The 18,145-nt window shown below is 43.5% G+C and carries 13 protein-coding genes and 1 pseudogene; 1 reads left to right on the forward strand and 13 read right to left on the reverse strand.

Features of this window, described 5'->3' with window-relative positions; translation table 11 throughout:
• The first annotated feature begins 19 nt into the window (after positions 1–19).
• Positions 20–898 carry a carbohydrate ABC transporter permease gene (locus AC0YNV_RS26180; RefSeq protein ID WP_475770882.1) on the forward strand — a complete coding sequence of 293 codons (879 nt, stop codon included), beginning with the start codon at positions 20–22 and terminating at the stop codon, positions 896–898.
• 259 nt (positions 899–1,157) lie between these two features.
• On the opposite strand, the gene AC0YNV_RS26185 is transcribed toward AC0YNV_RS26180, so the two are convergent.
• The 13 genes and pseudogenes from AC0YNV_RS26185 to AC0YNV_RS26245 form a co-directional block, all read right to left on the reverse strand.
• The gene (locus tag AC0YNV_RS26185) at positions 1,158–2,129 is read right to left on the reverse strand and encodes an aldo/keto reductase (protein ID WP_475770659.1); all 972 of its coding nucleotides are present in this window, start codon (positions 2,127–2,129) and stop codon (positions 1,158–1,160) included.
• A 351-nt stretch (positions 2,130–2,480) separates the two neighbouring features.
• The gene (locus AC0YNV_RS26190) at positions 2,481–2,744 is read right to left on the reverse strand and encodes a DUF6171 family protein (protein ID WP_475770660.1); all 264 of its coding nucleotides are present in this window, start codon (positions 2,742–2,744) and stop codon (positions 2,481–2,483) included.
• A 14-nt stretch (positions 2,745–2,758) separates the two neighbouring features.
• Positions 2,759–4,288: an alpha-N-arabinofuranosidase gene (locus AC0YNV_RS26195; protein ID WP_475770661.1), complete on the reverse strand. Its 1,530-nt coding sequence runs from the start codon at positions 4,286–4,288 to the stop codon at positions 2,759–2,761.
• Between the two features lie 54 nt (positions 4,289–4,342).
• Positions 4,343–5,161: a carbohydrate ABC transporter permease gene (locus AC0YNV_RS26200; protein WP_475770662.1), complete on the reverse strand. Its 819-nt coding sequence runs from the start codon at positions 5,159–5,161 to the stop codon at positions 4,343–4,345.
• A 29-nt stretch (positions 5,162–5,190) separates the two neighbouring features.
• Positions 5,191–6,126 carry a carbohydrate ABC transporter permease gene (locus tag AC0YNV_RS26205; RefSeq protein ID WP_475770883.1) on the reverse strand — a complete coding sequence of 312 codons (936 nt, stop codon included), beginning with the start codon at positions 6,124–6,126 and terminating at the stop codon, positions 5,191–5,193.
• A gap of 89 nt (positions 6,127–6,215) precedes the next feature.
• Positions 6,216–7,532, reverse strand: coding sequence for an ABC transporter substrate-binding protein (locus tag AC0YNV_RS26210; protein WP_475770663.1), 1,317 nt, complete (start codon positions 7,530–7,532; stop codon positions 6,216–6,218).
• Positions 7,533–7,677: 145 nt separating this feature from the next.
• Positions 7,678–9,306, reverse strand: coding sequence for a response regulator transcription factor (locus AC0YNV_RS26215; RefSeq protein ID WP_475770664.1), 1,629 nt, complete (start codon positions 9,304–9,306; stop codon positions 7,678–7,680).
• The gene (locus AC0YNV_RS26220; RefSeq protein ID WP_475770665.1) at positions 9,281–11,143 is read right to left on the reverse strand and encodes a sensor histidine kinase; all 1,863 of its coding nucleotides are present in this window, start codon (positions 11,141–11,143) and stop codon (positions 9,281–9,283) included. The genes AC0YNV_RS26215 and AC0YNV_RS26220 overlap by 26 nt, the downstream gene beginning before the upstream one ends.
• A 304-nt stretch (positions 11,144–11,447) precedes the next feature.
• Positions 11,448–12,194, reverse strand: coding sequence for a PIG-L deacetylase family protein (locus AC0YNV_RS26225; protein WP_475770666.1), 747 nt, complete (start codon positions 12,192–12,194; stop codon positions 11,448–11,450).
• A 36-nt stretch (positions 12,195–12,230) separates the two neighbouring features.
• Positions 12,231–13,223, reverse strand: coding sequence for an N-acetylglucosamine kinase (locus AC0YNV_RS26230; protein ID WP_475770667.1), 993 nt, complete (start codon positions 13,221–13,223; stop codon positions 12,231–12,233).
• Complete coding sequence (gene argH / locus AC0YNV_RS26235) at positions 13,223–14,731, reverse strand: argininosuccinate lyase (protein WP_475770668.1); 1,509 nt, start codon at positions 14,729–14,731, stop codon at positions 13,223–13,225. Before argH ends, AC0YNV_RS26230 begins: the two co-directional genes overlap by 1 nt.
• A 4-nt stretch (positions 14,732–14,735) precedes the next feature.
• Positions 14,736–15,503: pseudogene (locus AC0YNV_RS26240) on the reverse strand (creatininase family protein).
• A gap of 62 nt (positions 15,504–15,565) precedes the next feature.
• A complete protein-coding gene (locus tag AC0YNV_RS26245) occupies positions 15,566–18,091 on the reverse strand; it encodes an NEW3 domain-containing protein (protein ID WP_475770669.1) in 2,526 nt (841 codons plus the stop codon).
• Positions 18,092–18,145: the final 54 nt, after the last annotated feature.

Consider the following 18,145-nt stretch of genomic DNA (forward strand, 5'->3'; position numbering starts at 1 on the left):
GCTGAAGGAGGGTGCCATCATGTATTACAAAAATCCTGCCTATCGCATTTCTTATTATTTCATTGTCGCGATTCTGATGATCTCCGGTATCGCCTGCGTGCTTCCGATGGTACACATTTTGATGGTTTCCCTAAGCGGAAGATCGGCGGCGAACGCAAATCTGGTCACTTTTTGGCCGATCGATTTTACTTGGACCAATTATGCTAAAACATTAGGTAACGCCGCTTTCTATAAATCATTTCTCATCTCCATCGAACGGACGCTGATCGGTACCGTACTTTCTATGCTGATAACGTTGTTAACGGCTTATCCGTTATCGATGTCGAAATCGGCATTTCGGAAGAGGAACGTTTACGTGTGGTTTTTCGTTTTCATTATGATTTTTAGCGGCGGTCTGGTTCCTTACTACATTCTCATTCAGAAAATCGGTCTGCTTAACTCATTTTGGGTATATATCATTCCCGGGATGCTGAACGTTTGGAACGTCATTTTGATGATGAATTTTTTCAGAAATTTACCCAAGGAGCTTGAAGAGGCGGCTCTTGTAGATGGCGCGCATTTTTTCAACATTTTGTTCCGTGTTTATGTGCCGATCTCCATGCCGGCCATCGCCACACTTTCGTTATTTAGTATGGTTGGCCACTGGAACGACTGGTTTACGGGGATGCTGTTTATCAATTCTCCGGACAAATGGCCGTTGTCCACCTTGCTGCAGACCATTGTGGTAGCGATTGATTTTAACAAGCTGGGGATGACACCATCCGATGTGGAGAACCTTTCCCAACGCGGTGTCAAGTCTGCGCAAATCTTCATCACGATGCTGCCTATACTGATTGTCTATCCGTTTCTTCAGAAGTTTTTCGTCAAGGGAATAGTTCTGGGCGCCGTAAAAGAGTAGTGCAGCGATTATTAAATGACCTTGATACTCGTAATTTCAAATAAGCTTGCTTTTATCCGTTTATGAGAGCAAAAGTGAAAAGAGAGCCGCAATTGGCCCTCTTTTCACTTTATCGCATTGACGGAGGTTATTCTATTATGCAATTATGCAGCAATCTTAAGACCGTTTACAACATTGTAATGAACATCACATATAGTTGGGATTGCCCCGATCATCAAGCCAAAGCTAAGCAGGCGTAATAAATCTTTAGGCACTTTTACTACATGACTTCTTCCGAACGATCGGTTGCCGGCGGAGGAGTGATGGATATGGCCGATATTTCATTTCTCCACTCCGGAGTCATGTTAATTTCAAGTGCTGAGAGAGAGTATTCCAGCTGTTCCAAGTTTCTTGCCCCGATAATCGGCGCCGTAATTGCCGGGTGTGACATAACCCATGAAACAGCAAGAGTCGCTGGATGAATCCCTTGTTCTTTGGCATAGGCGCTGAAACGGTCTGCCACTTCAAAGTTCATCTGATCCGCATACCGGGCTGTATACATTTTTTGCTCGATTAAACGCCCTTGCTCTGGTTTGCGATTGACCCCGTACTTACCCGTTAGAAGCCCGCCGCCCAGAGGGCTATAGGAAATGACCCCGATTTGTTCAGACTCAGCAAGAGGCAGTATTTCCACCTCGGATTGACGTTTCACCAAGTTGTACATAGGTTGGATTAATTCAAAACGAGCGAGTTGTTCCTTTGCCGAAATGCCCAATGCCTTGGTGATTTGCCATGCAGCCCAGTTGCTGACAGCAGGATATAAGATTTTTCCTTGATCCTGTAAGTCATCAAGGGCACGAAGCGTTTCTTCCATGGGTGTTAAATGATCGAATTGATGAACAAAATAAAAGTCAATACGGTCTGTTTTCAAACGTTTTAAACTATTTTCGACCTCTAGCATAATATGACGACGGGAGAGTCCTTTTGCATTAATATCTTTTCCCATGGGGTTAAACACTTTAGTTGTCAGTACTATTTCATCACGGCAATCTTTTATACAAGAACCTAATATTTTCTCTGAAGCACCCATGCCGTAGGCATTTGCGGTATCGAAAAAATTAATGCCTGCCTCACGGCAGCGGTTAAACATTTTTTTGGATGTTTCCTCATCTGCATTCCCCCCGAAAGACATGGTTCCGAAACACAAACTTGAAACTTGAATTCCTGTTTTGCCGATTGTCCGATAGTCCATCCGTATCATCTCCAATTTTTGTATTATATTTAGTTTACCTGATTCAATAAACAAACAATAGCAAGAAGTCCGATATTGAGCAATAGTACGAGAAGCACTTTATGATAGGACCTGACAAAATCCCCTAGTAGAGAGATTGGCTGTTTGCCTCCACGCCATCCCGCCCTATTCTACAATAAAACCGAAAGAGGAGCTGCCCGAAGCAAGCTCCTCCACTATGGGATATATGTTCAATGAGCAGCTTTTTAGCTGCGGTACAGTTCACCATAATCTGCCTTATCGTCGTAGCGCCTGGTTATACGGATCAATTCCCTTGCAGGATGCACCCCCCTATGGTTGATTGGTGTTAATTTACCATTTGGGCTGCAAAGGATAGGGGCAGTGTCTCCCGTCAATTTTCGTTCTGATTTGCACGAGACAACCACAATATTTACAAGTGCCTCCGTGTGCATAAGCAGTGCAGCTCATACATAGAGAAAGCCTTCTATTACTCGTTTCCTCATCCACAAACAGAATATGTCTCGCTTGTACCAATTGCCGCAGCATTTCCTCTATTTTATCCTGAGTTACTTCAATATTTTCGGAGCAGTTTCTGCATGGATTTTGTGTTGTCATTTTGTCCCCTCCAGTCAAACCAACGTCAGTACAACAACGGACATAGGCGGAATATCAGCACTCAACCCTCCCTCATTCAGCTGCATTTTGTTAAACACCGCGGGCTTGACCTGTTCCGGTTGATCGAACGTATTATGACTGTTCATTGAGGACGACGTTAATATCCTGCCAGATACTTGCTTGGCTGCAAATCCTCCGGTATCGCATTCCACTTGAGCGTTATTATGAGGGTCTGTATTGCACAGGGTGATATTCAGCCTGCCGACAGTATCGATAGAAGCCGATACACTAAGCTGAGGAACATCCTCCTCTCCAAAATTGTATCTACTTGAATTAAGCTCAATCGGCTGCAATATGGCATCCTGGTGCACCTTGAACATTTCGAAAACATGATAAGTTGGTGTAAGTATCATCTGATCGCCTTCCGTCAAAATAACGGCTTGCAAGACATTAATCGTTTGTGCAATGTTAGCCATTCTTACACGGTCGCAGTGGTTGTTGAATATATTCAGGCTGATCCCTGCAGAAACAGCATCCCTCAATGTATTTTGCTGAAACAGAAAGCCCGGATTGGTCCCCGGTTCGACATCAAACCAGGTTCCCCATTCATCAACGATCAATGCTACCTTCTTGTCGGGGTCATATTTGTCCATAATCGCCGAGTGCTTCTCAACAAGCTCTTCCGTGTAGTAAGCGGCTTTCATAATGCCAAACCATTCGCTCTCATCGAAGTCAACCGCCTGGCCTCGCACCGCTTTAGAGTCTTTTACGTAAATCTTGTTTCCGTCCTCCCCCTCTATGACGATGCTGTGGTCTCTTACTCTCGTATAATAGTGGAGCGCCAGCCCATCCATAAAGATGCCCGCTTCCCTCATCAGAACTTCTGTCCAGTGATAATTGTCCCCACGGGGACCGACAGCGATTTTATAGATGGAATTGTCTCCATAATCCCGAACATATAAGCTGTATTGTCTGTATAGATCAGCATAATACTCCGCTCGCATTCTACCACCGCAGCCCCAGTTTTCATTTCCTACTCCAAAATAGGTTAGCTTCCACGGCTTCTTTCTACCATTAGCTTTCCGCAGGTCTGCCATAGGCGATTCACCATCAAAGGTCATATATTCGACCCATTGCTGCATCTCATGAACCGTTCCACTTCCTACATTTCCGCAAATGTAAGGTTCGGTATCCAGCAATTCGCACAAATCATAGAATTCATGGGTTCCAAAATGATTATTCTCTACCACGCCACCCCAATGCGTATTAATCATATGCGCTCTTTCTTCCTTGGGCCCTATGCCATCCTTCCAATGGTATTCATCGGCGAAGCATCCTCCCGGCCATCGCAGGATAGGAATATTCATCTCTTTCAATGCATGGACAACATCGCTTCTCATTCCTCGAATATTGGGAATATCGGAATCCTCTCCTACCCAAACACCCTCATAAATACATCGTCCCAAATGTTCGACAAAATGTCCGTAAATGTTCCTGTCGACCTTATGGACTCCTGTGTTCGTGTTGATTTTTAACGTATTCATTTTATCAGCCTCCTGAGTTCTAAATTTCAAGATTAAAATAATCAAGTATACGTCTTAACCTTTAACTCCACCAGCTGCCAATCCTGAAATAAAAGCCTTTTGATTCAACAGAAATAAGATAATAATTGGTATAATGGCCAGGACAGCTCCTGATATCAACATGTCGTAATTGTTCCCGTAAGGCGACATTAGGGAGGCAAGACCTATTGGGATCGTAAACATGGTGTTTGTGCGCAGCACGATCAAAGGCCATATGAAACTGTTCCAGTTCTGCATGGCAAGTAGTATCCCCATAGCTCCAAAGGCTGGCTGCATTAGAGGCGCCATGATTCTAAAAAATATACCGAACTCGGTGCAGCCATCCACCCTCCCGGCATCCATAAAATCTTTAGAAATTCCCCCCACATATTGTCGGAAGAAAAATATCGCCATGGGCGACACCATAAAGGGAAGAATCACTCCATAATACGTATTGATGATGCCCATACCGACAATCAGCTTGTATAAAGGAAGAATAAGAATTTCAAGCGGTACCATCATGACAAATAGCACCAAGGTAAAAATAATGTTCCTTCCCTTAAAGTAATAGGCTCCTAGACCATAGCCCACTAATGAAGAAAGAAACAGTGAGCTCACGGTATGAAAGGCGGTAATAAGAAGGCTGTTCCTGTACCAGTACAAATAAGTATCGCCTTTGCCGGTGAAAAGCAGCTTATAGTTATCAAGACTCATCAAGCTCGGTATAATTCTGAAATCCATCCCGTTTCTGAACAGCTCCGTAGAGCTCTTGAACGAAGCCATAAGCATGTAATATAGTGGAAACAAGATGATAAAGCTGACGATCATGAAGAAAACAGTATTCAATAAGGTCATGCACTTCCTTCTAAGTTTAATATTCACACTCAGTCGCCATCCTTTTTGAAGAGTCCGAACCACTTCAACTGCACCAGGTTAATGGTAAGCACAATCATAAGCAGTGTAATTCCTATAGCCGATCCCATACCCATATCATTGCGCTGGAAAGCCTGCTGGTAAATATACCTTACAATGGTAAGTCCAATATCCCCCGGCATTCCTTCATTCCAGAATACAAAGCTTTCCCCGAACATCCTGTATCCTTCAAAAATACCAATTGTCAAAGTATAGATGATAATAGGTTTCAAAAGCGGTAAAGTGATTGTATATAACCTGGTAAATGCACTGGCTCCGTCTATTTCCGCAGACTCGTACAATTCCTTCGGGATGCTCTGAAGGCCGGCAAGATAGTACACCATATTGATCCCTGCATGTCGCCAAACGGTCAAGATCACCATCAGCATCATCCCGGTACTATAGTTCAACATCCATTTTTGTGGAGAAAACCCCAATTTGATCAACAGAGAGTTAATTAAGGCAGTATCAAGCTCGCCAAACATTAACCTGAAGGAAACGCCTGCAACAATAACCGAAGTCAAAGCCGGCAAAAAGATAACCGATTTGAACAACGTTTTGCCCTTTGTCAGCTGTGAATTCAGCAGCACGGCAAATACGATGGGGATCGGAATCAACACTATAATCGATAAAATTGTATAAATAGTAGTCGTTAGCAAGGCGTTATAAAAATGCTCATTGAACAGTCTCGAATAGTTATCAAATCCTATAAACCTTGCATTATTGAGCCCCAACACCTCCTGAAAGCTCATCTTGAAGGTTGAAATCGTAGGATATAAAAAAAATATGAGAAAAGACAGAATAAAAGGTGAGACAAAGATGTACGGTGTCCATTTTCCCGAATAAAAAATGCTTCTAAAATTGAACCGTTTCTTCATCATTCTTTGGCTGAAACCGGAATTGTTCATACCTCTTAACAAACTTCCACCTCCTTACTGTAGCTCAGCTGCAAATAGAAACTTTTAGCTTCACATGCATTTAACCGGTTTCATTATTTTTACTGCTTGCGCAGCTCATCGGCAGCAGTCTTTAATGCCTGTTCCGGGGTTTGGCTCTGTTCTTTCAGCGACTTGAACAAGACATTCGACTTTACAATGTCCTGGGAAGCGGAGCTCAATTCTCCCATATTAGGGGATTTAATCTCTTCTTTCATGTTAATAAGCACATTGAATACTTTTTCATTACTGAAGTACGCATCAGGATTCTGAAGCTCTGGAGAATCCCATACGTCCCATCTTATTGGGTCAAACTTCAGTTCCTGCCATATCCTGATATTCGACTCTTTGGAGAGTTTGGCATAAGCGAGGAATTTAACGGCAATTTCCTGATTCTTGCTCTGCTTGGTAACAGCTGTCCCCGTCCCCCCCATTCCGGCAGACCTCGCGTTGCCTTCCTCCCAGATTGGCATCGGACGGACAACAATTTTACCTTTTAAATCAGGCATATAGTCTAAAAACCTGCTCATGTACCACATTGGCATAATCAGTGAAGCCATTCCGCCTTTATTCATATAGGTAAAGAATTCCTCGGAGCCTGTAGCGCCTCCTGGCATGGGGATGGCAATTTTATCCTTATAGATCATATCCTGCATAGATTGCAGAGTCTTTATATTGATTGCGTTGTCAAGAATAACCCCGCCGTCTTTATCAAGATAGTCAGAGTTCTGCTGAACAATCATTGGCCAGAACGGCCTCTGGTCGGTAACCTCGAAAGCCGTCATAGGCTTACCTGTGGCTGCCAAAACCTTTTTCCCCGCTTCGATATAGTCACTCCAGGTCTTAATGTTATCCGCACTCACACCGGCTTTATCCAGAATTTCCTTGTTGTAATAAACCACTGTAGCACCTACATGGAAGTCAATACCGTAATATTTTCCATCTTTACTGTAAATATCGAATCGGGATTGAATGAACTTATCTAACTCGGGTTCGATGATGTTATTCAATTCTAATAATTGAATATCACCTTTCAGAAAGTTTTGGAAGAAATTGATGTTTATATCGGCAATATCCGGTGCGCCAACTCCCGATTGCAAGGCAATCAAAAGCTTGTTGTGCATTTCTGCGTTGGGGTAAGTATCAATGGATAATTCAACAGGCTCGTTGGGATTGCTTTTATTCCAAAGTTCAACCGTCTTTTCATAGTATCTTTTGTGCTGCTCCTGAAATGTCCACAATGACAACTTAGTCGGTTTCTGAGATTGATTAGTCCCACTTTGGGATGATTGTGCCTCTCCGCCGCTGTCGCTGCACGCTGACAAAATGGATGAAAGTAAGAACAGAATAGATACGGCAATAATGGAAACCCTTTTCATATGCTTCCCCCTCATATAAATGAATGCAGCGAATATGGCTACCCGCCTATATCTAATTATAAAAACCCATCCACCTATTTCGAACTCCAATTATTTGTACTCTACTCTAACTTTTTGATGTGGCATGGCATTGGGCAGTCTCCGTTTACCTGCGGTAGGCAAGCTCATATTCAAGGGGCGTCATGCCCGATACCTCTTTAAATACCTTAAAAAAGTAGTTATAATTGTTAAAACCCACCTGACTTACGATTTCTTTTAGCTTTAGTTCACCATTTTCTATATGTAGTTTGGCATTTTCGACCCTGACATGGTTCAAGTATTCGGCAAAGCCCATCCGGCACTCCTCTTTAAAAAGCCTGCTGAGATAAGAACTGCTTACCCCAGCGAAGTCGGCCGCATCAATTAAAGAAAGATCCTTTCCGAAATTACGATGAATAAATTCGACAGCCTTCTTAGTAATTCTGCTTAGTCGGTTGTCTATTTTTATCCGCTCCAGCATAGCAATCAATTTACGGTTAAGGCTCAGAACCCAGTTCTTAATTTCCTCGAGGGTCTCATATTTCTGGATCATATTGTAGGGATTATCCTCACTGGCATAAAGCTTAGACATCTCAATACCGGTATCTTTGGAAACTTTATTGACAATATTGATTAATTCCACACATATTATTTGAGTTGATTTACTGCTTAATCGTAAAGTTGCGATTTTATTAAAGGTTTTCTCAATCAGTCTCTCCGTGCTCTCGTATTCCAAATTTCTAAGAGCCGTATATATAGCCTTTTCATCCTTGATATCCAGGCAAAAGAAGCCCTCCTCATGCTTTTCGCTTGCATTTTCGAAAAAAATTTCGTTTTTCCCCTTATAAAACTTGTCCTTCAATCTGGAATTTGCTTCGCTATACGCTTGATGTAGATCGAGTATTCCCTTGCAATCATTACTTACACCAAAACATGCCGTTATGTTCAAATATCTGGTAATCTCCGACCTTATTCTGTTTAAAATAGTATAAAGTTTATTATATATATACATCATGCTGATGTTCTTGCCTAAAGAGAAAATCACAATAAATCTCCCTTTTATTTCCTGGAAAATGACTGATTTCTCCCAATCGGCGAGTATCTCCTTAGATATATCCATACAGGTTTTCAACAAAATATCTATTTCTTTGGGGGAGAACTTTTCTTCAATTAAGCGAAAGTCATCAATCTCAATAACAGTTACAGCCAAGCTCTGCGTATCGATTTTTATCTCCAGGGAGTCTAATTTGTTCTTAATCTCATGGATATCTGACAGGCTTCCCTCTATGAGCTTGTGAAAAAACTCATGACGCAGAACCACCCTCCCATTTAAAAGCTCTTTGTTAAACTCACTCTGTCTGTCGCGTTCATTTTTATAATGCATTATGGAGCCTCTGGCTGCCTCAAGTATATCCAGCAAAACGACAGCATCCAGCCGGTGCTTCAGCACATAATCGATGGCCCCTTTTTTCATACTCTGCCTAACATAATCGAAATCGTCGAATGCGCTTATAGCAATAATCCTGACTTGCGGACAGTGTTTTTCTATATGTTCGATCAGTACTATGCCATTCACTACAGGCATGTTCATGTCGGTGATAACGATATCAGGCAGTTCATGCTGTAGTAAATGGATTGCGTTTGTTCCGTTATTGGCTTCCCCCGAAATATAAAATCCATTGCATTCCCAGTCGATCATAGTTTTCAAGTCTGTCCGTGAAAAGGCATTATCATCCACTATAAGTACCTTCAGCATATTGGTCGACCTCCTTCTCTCCTGCGGCAGGAATGGTAATCTCTACAGTAGTAAACAGGTTCGAAGCGCTTTGGATGGAAATCCCGTATTGCTCCCCGAAATACAGCTTGATTCTTTCATCAACATTACGAATGCCAATACCGCTCAGGCTTCTTTCCTTAATTGGCAGGTTCCCCCGCAATAAATGGTTCATAACCTCGCTAGCCACCCCGACCCCGTTATCGGTGATAGATATTTTCAATTCGTTCTCCACCCTGTAGCCTTTGATGATGATCAAGCCCTGCCCCTCCGCAGGCTCAAGCCCGTGCAGCAGTGAATTTTCCACGATCGGCTGCAATATAAATTTTAATATTTGGCAGTCCAGAACGCCTTCCTCCATCTCAAAATGAACCTTGAACTTATCATAATATCTGTATGTCATTATATTTAAGTAGCTTTTTACATATTCGATCTCTTCCCTTAAGCTGATTAGTTCATTTCCTTTTCCCATGCTTGCGTGCAGCAGTTCGATAAGTGAGGTAATAATGCTTGCTATATTGTCCGCCTTCTGTTTATTAGCAAGCCACCTTATGGTATTCAGAGTATTAGAAAGAAAATGCGGGTTTATTTGCGCCTGAAGGGTTTTCAGCTCTGCAAGCCTTTTCAAATTTTCTTTTCTTTTGACTTCATCAATTAGGAATTGAAGTTCCCTCACCATAGTATTGAATCTGGTCGTTACTACCCCTAGCTCATCACGGCTATTGTCCTCAATCTGAACTAAAAATTCGCCTGTTTTTACGTTATTCATGGAATCGACCAGCTGTTTTAAAGGCATTGAGATACTTTTGGATACGATAAGGGAAAGAAGGAGCGCAAGTAGAAAACATACAATTCCCAAAATAGTAATATACATACCTATGCGAATGGACTCCTCGTTCAGATAGGAAAACGGTATCGTACTAACTACATACCAGTCGGCGCTTGGTATATAGTTATAGGCAATTAAATTCCGTTTTCCCGAGACTGTACTATTAAATGAATATATATCTCTCTCTTTATTTTGTTTAATCTTCTCAATAAGAGAGCTGTCAAGATACGTCTTGGCAACTTGCATTTCAGGGCTCCGGCTGGAAATAACCGTACCTTTTCCATCCAATATAAAAACATCGGCACCGTCTCCAATGTCTATATCCTGATATTTTTTTAAAATATATTTCTCATTCACTCTGATCATAATATACCCAAGGGGTATTCCCTGCCGCAGTGACTTAATGCTTCTCGATAGCAGGATACCGTACTTACCGTAATTATTTATTCTATAGTCCGAATTCCAAGAAACTTCTTCATTATTTCTATCCTCAATTGTCCATACGGGAATACCGTTATTGAACAATGTCTCTTCAAGAATACGGTTCAAATAGTCAGGCTGCAGTTTTAATTTAAAATTAAAATCCCCAAAAGCAATGATTTTCTCTTTGTTCCTTGTATACAGAAGCACATCCGAAATGCTGCGATAAAAGGTAAATCTTTTGACCAGAACATCTTGCATTTTTAACTCTATATGATTTTTTTCCCATTCGTTGAGCGTATGAAAGGAAAGCAGCGTATTTTGAACGACATCCAGGAAGGCAATATCAATGCTGTCATTTTCAATTCGGACAAGTTCATTTTGAATATTTTCACTCACCTGATTCATCACCTGGATCGAATAAGTGCTTATCTTGGTCTTCATGGCTTCACTTGATTTATAGTACGTAAAAAGTCCGGTGATTAGTAATGGAACCAATGATAGAACAGCGAAGGAGACGACCAGTCTGTTTTGAATCTTTATCTGCCTAATAAGGCGATCCATCTTCATTCTTGCATTTCACCCTCTAGTACTCTCTTTTTCACTACTCTCATATTTATTATATAAAAACCCGCATATGCTTAGACTCGCGCATAAAAATTCGTTAAGGAACAGATTAGATGGCTTACCCGACCAGTCGCTTCCGATGAGTTACGAGAATAAATAAAACCGGCAGCCGAAATTTCAGCAGCCGGCCGTATAGGGATTTTACGTGATTTTCACTGCTCGAGATGACTGAACTACAATAGCATTTGCCTCCAACTTTGAACATGATCCATTTGCGCGTGATCCCCATCGTATAATGTTTACATGTTCAATAACAAAGCTCTACCTCCGGAATTCCTATGAAGGATTCTTGTATATATGTAAACTTCCCGTCTGCCCTTACCTTCGTATAATATTCAAACTGACCGATAACACGAAAGACGCCTTGCATGACGCCTGGATAAACTCGATTTACAGAGTAAATTTGGCTTCTATGCGATTGAAGCGCCCTCCCCTTTGCTTCGCGATGTTGAATAATGTTCACTTTCCCGGTTATAGGAACTGCGCTGGATGGTGCTGAGTCTGAACAATAGTCGTAATAATGGGGAATCGATGTAAAGTAAAAGGAACATAACTGGGTTGGATCCAGTTTCTTCTCGGACTGAAGAATCGCTTGTACCGTAGCCTGAGATATTGCAATGTGATCCTGATGTCCGGTAACTCCGTTGGGAGGAAACGTTACGATAACATGCGGCTTCAGCTGCAGGATATAGGATTCGATCTTTGCGGCTACCTCGACTATGTCTTGATTGGCTAAACTTCCATCCTGATAACGGAGCAGATGCAAATTCGATACGCCTAAAATGTCGCAAGCGTGAGTCAGCTCCCGCTCCCGGACTGAGGCAAGTTCCTGCTTACAGGTTACAAGGTACTCACCGGACTTTCCCCCGCAACCGGAAGTTGCGCATATCAGATAGATATCATGACCGGCTTCTCGATATTTTGCCATTGTTCCCGCGCAAGCGAATGACTCATCGTCGGGATGGGCAAAAACGAACAACAGCCTTTTTTTCATCTAACTCCTCCCAAAGATTCATGGTCCATCATTTATTCATTTATTCTTATTCTTTCTTTGATAGTAGTGATCTAAGGCCAAGACCATCATTCCATAAATAGGCTCCTTCGCCCCGCTTTCTATTTGACCAAAGGGTGTATGTTTCATGAATTGATTTGTTACATATTCTCTCACAAACTCATTATTGTGTAAGACCCCGCCTTGCAATATGATTTGAAACGGCTTTTTATATAAATTTATTTGATCGATGACTGCCATAGCACATGCAAATAACTCCTTTGCAGCTTGCTTCATGATGGAAAAAGCCAATGGATCGCCTTGTATATGCGCTTGTGAGACAATCCTGGACAGCTCGCCTACTTTTTCCACCGAAAAGCTGGTACTATAAATCCAATTAAACAATTCTTCGTGATCCTTGAGCCCCAAATAAGGAAAAATATAATGGGCCAACTTGTTCGGAGCCATCCTTCCATCCCTTGTTCTCAAAATGTGAATAATGGCTTGTTTACCGATCCAATACCCGCTTCCCTCATCCCCAACCCGATGACCCCACCCTCCTGCTCTGACAACCACTCCTTGATCATTCATACCATAGACAATTGATCCAGTCCCGGCAATCATAAGAACTCCGGGTTGACCATTGGTGGCTCCCATTAGCGTAGCGAAGCCATCGTTTTCGATGATCAAATGTTTTGCACTAATGCGTAAATGCTGGAGGGCATCTTTGACAATCTCTTCGATAATCCTGCGGTCATAATCCGTATCCAAGCCGGCTAACCCGAGCGCAGCACAATCCGTTACTAATTCCTCTTCACCAATCACCCATTCTCCCATGAACTTGCAGTCCTCCAAGGCATTGCGAATGGCAAGGATGAGCTCTCTCACGGCAGCTTCCTTTCCGACTCCCTGATAATTACAGGAACCAGACCTGCCCTGACCTAGAATTTGGCCATACTCATCGAAGAAGTTGCATAGGCTTTTTGTACCGCCTCCATCTAAGGCAAGGAGGGGAATTTGATGTGAAGACATTATGGGTTACCCCACTCCATCATAACTTCATCCAGAAACTGCAGGGCGGTTTGACTTTTATGATTCGACTCGGCAAGCCATTTAGCGAGAGCCAGCTGCTGATGCCCACGATCTTGAATCATGCGGTTCATTTCTTGAGGATTTGGTCCTCCTGGCAAAGAGCGTATGTGAATAAAATTCATTGGATCCAAGGACTGCTTCAAGGTGTTTGTATCGATTGTTAGATCACGTCCTATGATTTCACCAGCTACTTCATTAACTAATTCCAGTGTCATTTCTTTAGGAGATAAACCTTCCGACATCGCTCTTTTTACCAATGAACTAACGATATGGTGAGAGGTTCGAAAGGAGAGATTGTCCGTTCGAACCAAGGTATCCGCCAGCTCTGTAACGGTAGCGAAACTGCTTGTTGTCCGTTTGCGGAGGACTTCTTTATTGACGTCCATAGTCCCCACTACAACGGCTAGCAATCGATAGATCTTGTCCATAAGTTCAAGAGACTTCCATGCATATGGCTGCATGTCGTCTTCGGTATCGACAATATCGCCGAATGGCGTATTATGCATCATCGTAAGGACGGAGTCCGCATTGCCCACACAGCTGGAAAGTAAGGCACGCATATGTTCCAGAGAAACAGGATTCCGTTTCTGCGGCATAATGGAACTGATCTGCACATAAGGAGCGGCTACTTTGATAACAGCAAATTCCTGTGTGCACCAGAGCAGTAAATCCTGAACTACCCTCCCCAGGTTGACAGCTGCAAGTTTTATTGTGTTTGCCACCTCACCCAGATAATCCGCCCCGCCAATAGCATCATAGGAATTTTCTACAAGATCGTCAAAAGCAAGAAGCTCTTTCACACGGTGCCGATCGATAGAAAAGCCCGTCGTTGTGAGTGCAGCCGCTCCCATGCTGCTGTGGTTACAATTATTAAAAGCGGCCGTCAACCGCCGTAGGTCTCTAGTAAGGGAGTCCACAACAGCCATGATATAGTGCGCCATAGTCGTAGGCTGCGCGTGCTGGGTGTGTGTGTAGCCAATCATCACGGTTTGGACATGCTCTTCTGCGAAGTGAAGAAGCTGCTCGCGCAACTGTAATGCGGATTGCATCGTGATGAGCAGCTTTTCCCGAAGTACTATGCGATAGATGGTGACGCCCATATCGTTACGGCTCTTGGCCAGATGCAAATTTCCCGCAACATCGCCTGCAAGCTGATGAAGCTGACTTTCCACCTGAAAGAATAAGTCCTCATACTGGCCCGAATAACTGGAATGGCGGAGACCATCAAGATCAAGATTTACGATAGACTTCGCAATCTCGTAAGCCTCTTCTTGTGTTATTAATTGCTGCTCCTTCAGCATGATCAAATGAGCCTTATTGACAGCCATCATGGCCTCCAACAGATGCTGCTTGGCTTCATTATAAGATGGTTCAAGTACGGCTTCGGTATATGTTTTGCCCGGGAATACTTGACCTTCTTTTGTCAGAATGTCCTCACGATTTCCCATATTGTTACTCACCTCCGTCATTTTTCACCGGCTTGTGCAGCCAATTTTCGATTAATTGATGTAAATTGGCACTTGCCTTCTCTATGATCCAATTTCCGGCTTGTATGGATATCTGTTGAATGTGCCCCGTATACCCATCCCACCCATCGGGACTGCCTTCCACCAATATATAAGGCAGATCCGATATTGAAGGAATTGCCGTTAATTGCTCATCGCAATCCCTTACGTGGACCAAATCCTGTCGAAATGCTTTGACAACTGACATTTCATATGGACCTCCATGTCCTCTACCCTGTGTGCCCGTGAAAATTCCAGCTTCTTCCGCACTTTGTGCTGGCACCATTTGCCACCAGTTGACCAATAGAATATTTGCGTCCTTATAGGTAGCCGTTATCGCTTCGGCTGCCGTTCTCGACACACCCATATTCCCGTCATGTGCATTTAACAACAATATATTCCGGATGCCCAGTTGGCAGATCGAGTCAATAATTTCATATAGATAATAGATAATTGGTTATAACAGAGGGACTAATTGAGATCGTCCCCGGAAAACGATGGGTTTTTCCAGGACACGAAGTGTAAGAAACAACAGGATAAATGAGCGGTTTTAAGAAGGATGGAGACCCTTGGCGAATTCATTCGCCAGAATGACATCCGTACCCAGTGGAGAATGAGGCCCGTGATATTCGATAGATCCGAGCGGTACCACCGCAAAATGAATCTCTTTAAGAATGGACTCTATATCCCGACCATGAACATCGATAATATCCATTATTAATCATTCCCCCGTTTGGTGAAGGAGGCCCATTCCAGGGCCTCCCTCTGTCCTTAAGGCTATTGTTTCAAGCTGATCATGTTCACAAAGAGGCGAATCGTGCCAGGAACCAGTTCAGGAATTTCACGGTACCATACAAGTGAACTATAGGTGTAGGTTCCTTTTCCGTATTTGGCAGTTAAGAATGTTCCGGTGAATTCCTTCTCTCCCGGGTCTCCGTTCGAGATCAGCTGCGTGTACTCTTTGCCCCACTCGGAAGGATTATAGGCCGAACGGTCTTGAACCCAATTGCTCCAATCCTCTTGTGTAATTTTATTAGGAGTAGTAAAGATCGGATGCTCAGGCGCTAGCATTGTTACCTTGGAGTTTTCATCCGTTACGCGCCATTTAATTAATGGCTCGCCGATTTGAATTGGATAAGGGGCAAGGTCAGGCTTCCAGTTATCCTCCGGCTTATGATATTGAACGACCAAATTTCCTCCATGCTCCACATAAGAGAGCAGTCTCTGATTGCTTGACAGCAGCTCTGGACGGAAACCATATGCGCGAATACCCAATACAATCGTATCGTATTGAGACAGGTCAGCCGATTGGATCGCTTTCTCATCGAGCTGTGTAACGTTCACACCAAATTGCGTTAAGTATTGATCGATATTGTCGAACCCGCTGGATACATATCCAACTTTCAGATCTGCCGGCACTTTCAAATCAAAAGCCTGAATCTTCAATTCGGCTGGCTGGATCAAGTAATTTCTGCCAATATGAGAATACTCGATTACCTGTACGTTCTCCTTGCTTGTGACCTTTCCACTTGTTGCCGTCGCGGTTACGGTATATTTGCCAACGGCCGTTCCTGCTGGCGCTTTGATCTGGAACGTTAGAGGCTTCGTCTCACCCTTGGCTGCGAAGCTCACTTCCTGGGATGCAGGTGTTACCGTCCAGCCCTTAGGCACGTTCAAGGCAACAGCAGTATTGGCTGCGCCTGGCGAGTAGTTGTGAACGGTAACCTTGACCGGGAGAGACTCTTCTATCTTCAACGTGTTTAGCACCGTTGCGCTAGGACTTAACGACAGGGCAAATGCCGGCAGTACCGCCACTTGCGTGGATGGGGCAACATGTATTTTCCCCGAAACGCCATCTAACTGATACCTGACATCAGCACTTACGACAGAGGGCTGATAGACTTGAAATTCTGCTGCATTCAGCGGAACTTGAACTTCATAAGTAGCGGTTACCGTCTGATTGTAGTTTAATTGGTCAAACTTCGTGGTTCCAACTGCTTTTGTTGTCCAGCCCTCTGGCACATTCAGCTGCAGCTGAATATTACCCAGGTCGCTTCTGCCACCATTGTATGCAGTAACCGTCATCTTAACGGTTTGGCCTGCAACGATTTCACTAGTTTCCGGGTTTACCTTCACCACCATTGACGTTGCTTCCATACCTGCTTTGTTCAATTGATCTTCTTTCACCTGAAGACGATACAGCAGATCCGTCTTGACGCTTGCGTCCAGCGTCGAAGCCTTAATATCCATTATGGCAGTTTCGACATCCGCTCTCATTTCCTGAACTTCCCGTGCTACGTCAGTGAAAACAGGATATGCTTTTATAACTTCGTCCGCATCCTCGTTCAGGGTACGTAAATCCTTGATCACTTTCTGATCTTTGCCCTTTGCTTCCACCTCATTTGCCAAATCCTCGAAGGAGAAGGCAATACCGTCAAAGAAATCCTTCTCTTTCCCCGAATTAGGTGATGAATTTAACTTATAATAGTTGTAGCCCGGTCCTTCTTCTACATGTCTACCCATCCCCTGACTTTTATGCATGAAGCGGGATTCTTCGCCTAATTGAACATAAGATGCGCCGTAGATTTCGTCATAATCCCCCACAGGAACGGCAACATTATAGTCCTTCTCATCGGCGGGAAGATACAACTTCTTGATCTGCCAAGGCTGGAGCCCTTTTTTCAAATGTTCCGGGAACACCTCAGGGTTAGCAGCATCCTTAAAGGCACGAACCGTGATTACGTTAATAGCGCGGTGATGGCCGTGTGTAGATTCTTCATTGAGAAAAGAGGGAATGACAACATCGGGACGCAGTTCCCTTATTTTCCGAATAAGTCTTTCATAGACAACGGAATCTCCCCACTTTTGCAGCGTCTCATCCGGACTTTTGGAAAATCCGAAGTCAAATATAGGGTCATTGATCTGCTCGCTTAATATGCCCAAGGTGACATTGGTGATTTTGGAAGCTTCCTGCAGCTCGCGTGTACGAATAATGCCCAGTGCGTTGCCGAGCTCACTGCCAATCTCATTCTGGCCCCCTTCTCCGCGGTTGGCAATAACACTTAACGTATTGACGCCTCTTCCCAATGAAAGATAGGCAAGCATTGCACTATGCTCGTCGTCCGGGTGGGCTCCCGTATTCATGGCGCTGGCAATCGTGGTAAGAGGTTTAATGGATTTCCAGAGATCAACAACACCTCTATCGGCGCTGGCAGGCTGCGCCATACCAGGAAGCAGCATGCTTCCTAATACAGCAACACTAGTAATACTGGTGAACACCTTCAACCATGTACGCTTCATCACTTTGTCTCCTCCTTGTTTCTCCTCTGAGTGCTGAGCCGGAAATCGTGAATTTCC

The sequence above is a fragment of the Paenibacillus sp. JT31N11 genome (assembly GCF_056269285.1).